This is a genomic window from Deltaproteobacteria bacterium, from assembly GCA_028818775.1.
Classification (GTDB): Bacteria; Desulfobacterota; Binatia; order UBA9968; family JAJDTQ01; genus JAJDTQ01.
The window spans coordinates 1-7,373 of the sequence record JAPPNE010000183.1 but is presented as its reverse complement, the minus strand read 5'-3'; the positions used below and the strand labels follow the sequence as shown (position 1 = coordinate 7,373).

Below are 7,373 nucleotides of genomic sequence, written 5' to 3'. Positions count from 1 at the left end.
ATGCCTACCCCTCAAATTGGCCGATTCGAGAGGCTCTATCAACATACAAATGACGGAAGGAGCGCGGGCGTGACAGGGAGAGCCACAGGCGTGACCAAGAGATTGGAGGTTTGAATCCATGCGTTTCGGCATCGCGTTCGGGAGTTATCCCTCGGACCTGGAGCGGGCGGACGTCGTCCGCGACTTCACGGAACGGGCCCGGGTGGCCCATTCCAGCAACTACGAGGCGCTGTTCGTGGCGCAGCACTACTCCACGGGACCGGACGCGGCCATGCTGCAGTCCCTGCCACTGCTGTCGTATTTCGCCGGGCTGACCCCGGGGATGTACTTGGGGACGGCGATATTCCTGCTGCCCATGCACCAGCCGCTGATGGTGGCGGAGTACACCGCCACCATCGATAACCTGTGCGGCGGCAAGTTCCTGTTCGGCATCGGCCAGGGCTATCGCGACGTCGAGTTCACCTCCATGGGCGTGCCTTTGCGCGAGAAACGCCCCCGCCTGGAAGAGGGCATCGAGGTGGTGAAGCGGCTGTGGACCGAGGACGAGGTGCACCACCAGGGTCGCTTCTACCGCATCGACGGCGTCACCATCCATCCCAAACCGCTACAGAAGCCCCGGCCGCCGATCCTGCTGGGGGCTGACACTTTGCCCACCGTGGCGCGGGTGCCGGAGGTGGCGGACCACTGGATCGCCAGCCGGCGCCACACCAAGACCTTCCTGCGCGAGGCCGTGCCCGCGTACAAGCACGCCCTGGAGGCGCACCGAAGGCCCTTCGAGGGGCTCTACATCTTCCGCGACCTGTGCGTCGCCGACAGCCGCAAGGAGGCGGAAGAGCGCATCCGCGAGGGCTACGAGCGTCGCTACGAGCGCTACCAGCGCTGGGGACAGCCGGGCGAGCGTTACGACCTGCCGTTCGAGCAGTTGCAGCAGGACCGCTTGGTCCTCGGCAGCCCCGCCGAGGTGGCCGAACAGGTGCTGTCCTACCACCAGGAGTTCGGCGCCGAGATCATGTGGTTTATGGTCGACTGGCCGGGCATGGAGTCCAGTATAACGCTTGAGACCATCCAGCGCTTCGGCGAGGAGGTCATCCCCGAGTTGAAGCGGCTGACGCCGGAGTGCCCGCTGCCGTAGGTGGTGACCGCGTTCTCCAACTTGCAAGACGCGCCCAACTATTGTAAATTTATCCCTATAATTACAATAGCGAGTAGCGCTATTGCAATTCCGTTCAATAGGGAAGCATGGCCATGCAGCGCGGAGAATGCGGCAGTTACCAGGTGACTCGCATCGGCGAGGAGCGTGTTCGCGCGTTCGTGCCGGCGCCCCTGCCGCCTAAACCCGCCTTGGTCCTGGACGGTGCCTTGCAACAGGCTGTGGAGTCGGCCGTCTTGGCTCTCGGCCGCCTCGACGGCGTTGCGACGCTGCTCCCGGACCACGCGCTGTTCCTCTACGCCTACGTCCGCAAGGAAGCGGTGCTCTCGTCCCAGATCGAGGGTACGCAGTCCTCGTTCTCGGATCTTCTTCTCTTCGAGTTGGAGGAAGCGCCCGGAGCGCCGGTGGACGACGCGGTCGAGGTCTCGAACTACGTGGCGGCGCTCCACCATGGTTTGCGCCGTCTTGAAGAGCAGTTTCCGCTGTCGAATCGCCTCATCCGTGAGATCCACGCCGTGCTGATGTCGGGGGAACGGAACCTCTCTAAGACGCCGGGTGAGTTTCGCCGTTCTCAGAACTGGATCGGCGGCTCGCGGCCGGGCAACGCTGTCTTCGTGCCGCCGCCGCATACGGCGGTGCCCGGCTGCATGGCGGCGCTTGAAGGTTTCCTTTACTCCGAGCAGTTGCCGGTTCTGATGCGCGCCGCGCTTGCGCACGTGCAGTTCCAGACCATTCACCCGTTTCTGGACGGCAATGGGCGCGTGGGGCGGTTGCTGATCACCCTGCTGCTGTGCCAAGCCGGCGTGCTGCGTGAGCCGCTCCTGTACCTCAGTCTTTTCCTGAAGCAACACCGGAGCACCTACTACGATCTGCTGAGCCGCGTGCGGCGCACCGGGGACTGGGAAGCTTGGCTTGACTTCTTCCTCGAAGGCGTGAAACTGACGGCCGACGGTGCGGTCGGCACTGCTCAACGCTTGTCCCGGATGTTCCAGGATGATCGGGAGCGGGTGCAGACAGCGGCAGGCCGGCGCGCGGTGACGGCGCTCCGTGTCCACGATGCGCTCAAGTCCCGGCCGATCTTGTCGCTGCCCGGTGCGTGCCGCGATACCGGGCTTACCTTCCACACCGTCGCGTCGGCCATGGAGTTGCTCGTGAGCCAGGGAATCGCGCGGGAGATCACCGGCAGACAGCGTGACCGGCTGTTCGTCTATGATCAATATCTTGCCATCCTCAACGAAGGCACCGAGGAGCCGTGACGGCACGAGGTCGACGATCCCGGAGGCACGCATGAACGTACCCTGGTCCGGCACCATCGTCTCCGTGCAGCCGCGGATACGGCTGCTGCGTTCGCTCGACGAGCGCTCCCACAGCTATCACGGCTACGTGTTGCGGATCGACGGGACTTGCGCCGGCGAGCACGGTGAGGCCTGTATCGCCGTGGGTCGGGCGGCGCACGCGAAGCACCGGTTTCGCGTCGGCATGGAGGTGAGCGGCGTGGCGGTGCCCGTGGCCAATCCAAACACGGAAACGGCGGGGTGGTACAGGACGAGCCGGCTCAAGGTCCTCCGGGAGGCTGAGCCGGGGGAGGCGCCCGCCGGGCCGCCGTTCCACGGCGTGCCGCCGGATCTGGAAACCTATCGCGAGCGTGGGGCTCGGCGGTTGGACCCGCGCACCTACGAAAGCCGCTGTGCGACGTGTATGTGGGGCTGCCGGATGCCGGTGGGCATCATACTGGATCAATGGAACCCTTCGCGGCGACGGTACAGGGTCGAGACTTTCTGCTATGGTCCGAAGAGTTGCCGTTTCTACCGGGCCGGGCGCGAGCGCACGGTTCCGGCGAAAGACGGGTTGTCATCCACCGAGGGCGACTGGGTCGACGAGTCGGCCACGGCGCACCGGGGGCCTGACGACTGACTGATGGCTGGCCGGCGACCGGAGATGGCGGACCTGTCGGAGGAGCAACGCACCATGAGTGAGCACTCACATTCCCATTCACACTCACACTCGACAAACGCACAGTTTCACGATCCCGCGCACGCGGCGGAGTTCGACAGGCGCGCGGCCGTGTCGGACATTCGCGGAAAGCTGGCGGAGCGCTTGATCGAGGCCATGGCGCTGCGCGGCGACGAGACCGTGCTCGACGTGGCCACCGGCACGGGCCGCTTCGCCCGGCCGGTTTCCGGGCGCCTGGCTGACGGGAGCGTGGTCGGCATCGACCCGGCGCTGGCCATGCTGCGGGTGTCGCGGGACTCGGACGCGGACCCCATTCCCCGTTACGGGCGGGTCGCGGCCACCGCCGAGAGCATGCCGCTGCGGGAAGGCATCTTCGACTGCGCGTGGGTGGCCTTCAGCCTGCACCACTTCGTTAGCGCCACCGACATGGTGCGGGAGGCGGGGCGGGTGCTCAAGCCGGGCGGCCGCCTCTTCATCCTCGATCCGATCATCGTTACGGCGGACGACGCCCTCGACGCGGCCGTCAACAGCCTCATCAACGAGGTCTTCCAGCGTTCCCACGGCGCCGGATTCCGCTTCTTCGCACAGGAAGAGATCCATCGCCTCATGGCCGACAGCGGCATGGAGGTGGTGCGTGACGACCTCCACACCTACCCGGTGGACCAGGACGGCACGGACGGCATTCCCACCGGCCGGCACTGGATCGAGGTAATAGATGAGCTGGAACACCGGCCGGCGGAGCTGAAGGCGCGCTTCGAGGAGAGATACTTCCGCTACGAGAAGGCGGGCGACCAGGTTCACCTCAGCGGCGGCTTCCACTTCGGCCTCGTCGCCGGGGAGAAGCGGCTTGGCGCCGACTGAAGGAGCACCCCATGAAAACGCCATCTTCACTCATCACCCTGGGCACCTCGGGCGGCCCTTCGTTGACGCCGCACCGTGCGCAGACATCCCATCTCCTCACCGTCAACGGCACCTACTACGTGGTGGACGCCGGCGACGGGGTGTCCCGGCGGATGGCCCGGGCGGGCGCGGACGTGCGCAAGGTCGGCATCATCTTCCTGACGCATCACCACGACGACCACACCGCCGGCCTGGGGACCCTCATGTCGCTGGCGTGGGACGGCCAGCGCACCGAGCCCATCAACGTCTACGGCCCGCCCCGCACACAGGAGCTGGTGGACGCGACGGTGGCGTATTGCAGCATCAGCGCCGACATCCGCATCGCCGACGGCGGCCGCAGCGTGCCGCTCGACAAGGTGTTCTTCGGCCACGACGTGGGCATCGGCGAGGTCTACCAGGACGACAACGTGCGCGTGAGCGCGGTGGAGAACACCCACTTCAGCTTCCACCGGGGGAAAGCCGAAGGCCGCTACAAGTCCTACTCCTACCGCTTCGAAACCCCCGACCGGGTCATCGTGTTCACCGGCGACACCGGCGCCAGCGCCGCGGTCACCGCCCTGGCCAGGGACGCCGACGTGCTCGTGACCGAGACCTCTTCGTGCGACGAGCGCAAGAACGCCATGATCAAGGACGGGCGCTGGGACGCCATGAGCCCGGCCGAGCAGGAAGGCATCATGCGCCAGGCCACCCAGGGCCACATGGGCCTGGAGAACATCGCCAAGCTGGCGACGCAGGCCGCCGTCAAGAAGGTCGTGCTCTCCCACTTCACCCGGCGCGTGGACAGCACCGATTACGAGCCCTGGGCGGAAGAGGTGCGCAAGGGCTATGCGGGCGAGGTGGTGGCGGCCGAGGACCTGATGGAGTTCTAGCCGACCGGTCTCGGGCCGCGACCATGGACATCATCGGCACCGCTGCCGCGCGCGTAGACGGCGTGGCCAAGGTCACGGGACAGGCCGAGTACGCCTCGGACATCACCGTGCCGGGCATGCTCTGCGGCAAGATCCTGCGGAGCCCCCACCCCCACGCACGCATCCTTTCCATCGACACCCGCGCGGCGGAGCGCATTCCCGGCGTCCGCTGCGTGCTCACGCGCGAAGACTTCCGCGACCGGAACCCCTGGTTCAGCGGCCGGATTCAGGACCATCCCGTCGTGGCGCTGGACCGGGCGCTCTTCGCCGGCCAGCCGGTGGCCGCGGTGGCGGCGGACGACGAGGCGGCGGCGGAGGACGCGCTCCGGGCGCTGGCGGTGGAGTACGAGCCCCTGCCCGCGGTGGTGGGCATCGAGGAGGCCGTCGCCGACGGCGCGCCGCTGGTCCACGACTTCGCGCCCGGCAACATCTGCTTCAGCGACCGGCTGGAGAAGGGCGACGTGGCGGCCGGGTTCACCGAGGCCGACACCGTGGTGGAGGACACCTTCACCTTCCCCATGGTGTACCACTACGCCATGGAGCCCCACGTGGCCATCGCCAAGGTGGATGCGGACGGCGTCACCGTGTGGAGTTCCTGCGCCCACCCCTTCGGCGTGCAGCTAGAGCTGGCGCACATCTTCGACCTGCCGCTGTCCGCCGTGCGCGTGATCATCCCCTACGTGGGCGGCGCCTACGGAAGCAAGTCCGGCGCCAAGATCGAGCCCCTGACGGTGGCGCTGGCGCAGAAGTGCGGCCGGCCGGTGCGGGTGGCGCAGAACGTCTCCGAGTCGATGATGACCGTGCGGCGCCACTCGGCCCTGTGCCGCGTGCGCACCGGCGCGAAGCGGGACGGCACGCTGGTGGCCAAGCAGGCGGAGGTCTTCCTCAACACCGGCGCCTTTGCCGAGCTGGGCCCGGTGGTGACCAGCCGCACGCTCACGCGCATCCTCGGCCCGTACCGCATCCCGCACATCCGGGTGGAGTCCCACTGCGTCTACACCAACACCGTGTCCGCGGCGTCGTTCCGCTCCATCGGCGGCCCCCAGACCGCCTGGGCCAACGAGTCGCAGATGGACATCCTCGCCGACCGCCTGGGCATGGACCCGCTGGAGTTCCGCCTCAAGAACCTGCTGCACCGGGGCGAGGAGCTGAAGCCCGGCGGCAAGCCCCTGGACGCCGACCTTCGGGAGGGGCTGGGGCACGTCACCCGGCGCATGGGCTGGGACGGACCCGTGTCCCCCTCCGGCGCGGGCCGGGGTCTGGCCTTCGGCGTCACCGACCCGGGCGCCCCGCTGGCGTCCACCTCCACCGTGCACGCCCTCTCCGACGGCAGCGTGGTGCTGCTCGTCGGCACCTCGGAGATCGGCCAGGGCTCGCGCACGGTCATGAGCCAGATCGTGGCCGAGGAGTTGCGCGTCCCGCTGGACAAGGTGCGGGTGCGCCCGCCGGACACGGCGTACACCCCCTATGACCGCTCCACCGGGTCGAGCCGCTCCACCACGGTCATGGGCAAGGCCACCCAGTTGGCGGCCGCCGACGCCCGCGAGCAGATCCTGGCGCTGGCCATGGAGCACTTCGAGGCTCCGCGCGAGGCCGTGGAGCTGGCCGACGGCGAGGCCCGGGCCGCCGGCCAGAGCGTCTCCTACGGCGAGCTGATCCAGCGGCACTTCGCCATGCAGGGGGGCGAGATCGTGGGCCGCGGCTACGCCCACAGCGGCATGGCCACCACCCCCGCCAACCCGCTCTTCTGGGAGATCGGCATCGGCGCGGTGGAGCTCGACGTGGACCGGGACACGGGCGAGGTGCGGCTCGGCCGCTACATCATGGCCGCGGACGTGGGCAAGGCCCTGAACCCGCTCCAGTGCGAGGGCCAGGACGAGGGCGCCGCCATGATGGGCATCGGCCACGCGCTGATGGAGTCCATCGAATACGGCGACGGCCAGATCCTCAACCCCAACCTCGTGGACTACCGCGTGCCCGGCTTCGAGAACCTGCCCGCCACCTTCGAATCGATCCTGGTGGAGAACGGCGACGGCCCCGGCCCCTACGGCGCCAAGGGCATGGGCGAGGGAGGCATCATCCCGGTGGCCCCGGCCGTGGCCAACGCGGTCTTCCGCTGCACTGGCGCCCGGGTGAAGGACCTGCCGTTGACCCCCGAGAAGGTCTGGCGCGCCATGCGCCGGTCGGGGTGACGCAAAGCAAAAGGGCGGGTCCGGAGACCCGCCCTCGATCATTCACGCGACGTAACCGCGGCCCCTACAACCCGTAGAACACCCGCGAATTGGTATTCAGGATCTTCTCTGCCTGCTCGGTGTTGATCCGCCCCTCGTCCACCCAGTTGTGCACCTCGGCGAGTCCGCTCAGGTTGGCGGAGATGTCGGTGTGGCTGTAGTCCGTGCCGATGATGAGGTTGTCCTCGGTGTGGAACTTCAGAAGCGCCTCGACGTCGTCGATGGGGTCGA

7 protein-coding genes are annotated in these 7,373 nt (G+C 67.8%); 6 read left to right on the top strand and 1 reads right to left on the bottom strand.

The genetic code is table 11. The features are described from left to right. Nucleotides 1-118 precede the first annotated feature (118 nt). The 6 genes from OXU42_18915 to OXU42_18890 all read left to right on the top strand — a co-directional run bounded on the left by OXU42_18915 (nt 119) and on the right by OXU42_18890 (nt 7,103). Complete coding sequence (locus tag OXU42_18915) at nt 119-1,132, top strand: LLM class flavin-dependent oxidoreductase (GenBank protein MDE0031457.1); 1,014 nt, start codon at nt 119-121, stop codon at nt 1,130-1,132. Between the two features lie 113 nt (nt 1,133-1,245). Continuing rightward, nucleotides 1,246-2,406: a Fic family protein gene (locus OXU42_18910; GenBank protein ID MDE0031456.1), complete on the top strand. Its 1,161-nt coding sequence runs from the start codon at nt 1,246-1,248 to the stop codon at nt 2,404-2,406. A 31-nt stretch (nt 2,407-2,437) separates the two neighbouring features. After that, nucleotides 2,438-3,064 (top strand): hypothetical protein, encoded by a 627-nt coding sequence (locus OXU42_18905; GenBank protein ID MDE0031455.1) that lies wholly within the window; start codon nt 2,438-2,440, stop codon nt 3,062-3,064. A gap of 150 nt (nt 3,065-3,214) precedes the next feature. Beyond that, nucleotides 3,215-3,964 carry a methyltransferase domain-containing protein gene (locus tag OXU42_18900; protein MDE0031454.1) on the top strand — a complete coding sequence of 250 codons (750 nt, stop codon included), beginning with the start codon at nt 3,215-3,217 and terminating at the stop codon, nt 3,962-3,964. Between the two features lie 11 nt (nt 3,965-3,975). After that, nucleotides 3,976-4,872 (top strand): MBL fold metallo-hydrolase, encoded by an 897-nt coding sequence (locus OXU42_18895; GenBank protein ID MDE0031453.1) that lies wholly within the window; start codon nt 3,976-3,978, stop codon nt 4,870-4,872. 23 nt (nt 4,873-4,895) lie between these two features. Next, nucleotides 4,896-7,103 carry a xanthine dehydrogenase family protein molybdopterin-binding subunit gene (locus OXU42_18890; protein ID MDE0031452.1) on the top strand — a complete coding sequence of 736 codons (2,208 nt, stop codon included), beginning with the start codon at nt 4,896-4,898 and terminating at the stop codon, nt 7,101-7,103. A 64-nt stretch (nt 7,104-7,167) separates the two neighbouring features. On the opposite strand, the gene OXU42_18885 is transcribed toward OXU42_18890, so the two are convergent. Continuing rightward, on the bottom strand, nt 7,168-7,373 hold a 206-nt coding region (locus OXU42_18885; GenBank protein ID MDE0031451.1), incomplete at its 5' end, for a hypothetical protein.

Excerpts from the sequence above, each read along its gene's own strand:
- OXU42_18915 (MDE0031457.1), top strand. The coding sequence starts at position 119 with ATGCGTTTCGGCATCGCGTTCGGGAGTTATCCCTCGGACCTGGAGCGG.
- OXU42_18905 (MDE0031455.1), top strand. The coding sequence starts at position 2,438 with ATGAACGTACCCTGGTCCGGCACCATCGTCTCCGTGCAGCCGCGGATA.
- OXU42_18895 (MDE0031453.1), top strand. The coding sequence starts at position 3,976 with ATGAAAACGCCATCTTCACTCATCACCCTGGGCACCTCGGGCGGCCCT.
- OXU42_18910 (MDE0031456.1), top strand. The coding sequence starts at position 1,246 with ATGCAGCGCGGAGAATGCGGCAGTTACCAGGTGACTCGCATCGGCGAG.
- OXU42_18890 (MDE0031452.1), top strand. The coding sequence starts at position 4,896 with ATGGACATCATCGGCACCGCTGCCGCGCGCGTAGACGGCGTGGCCAAG.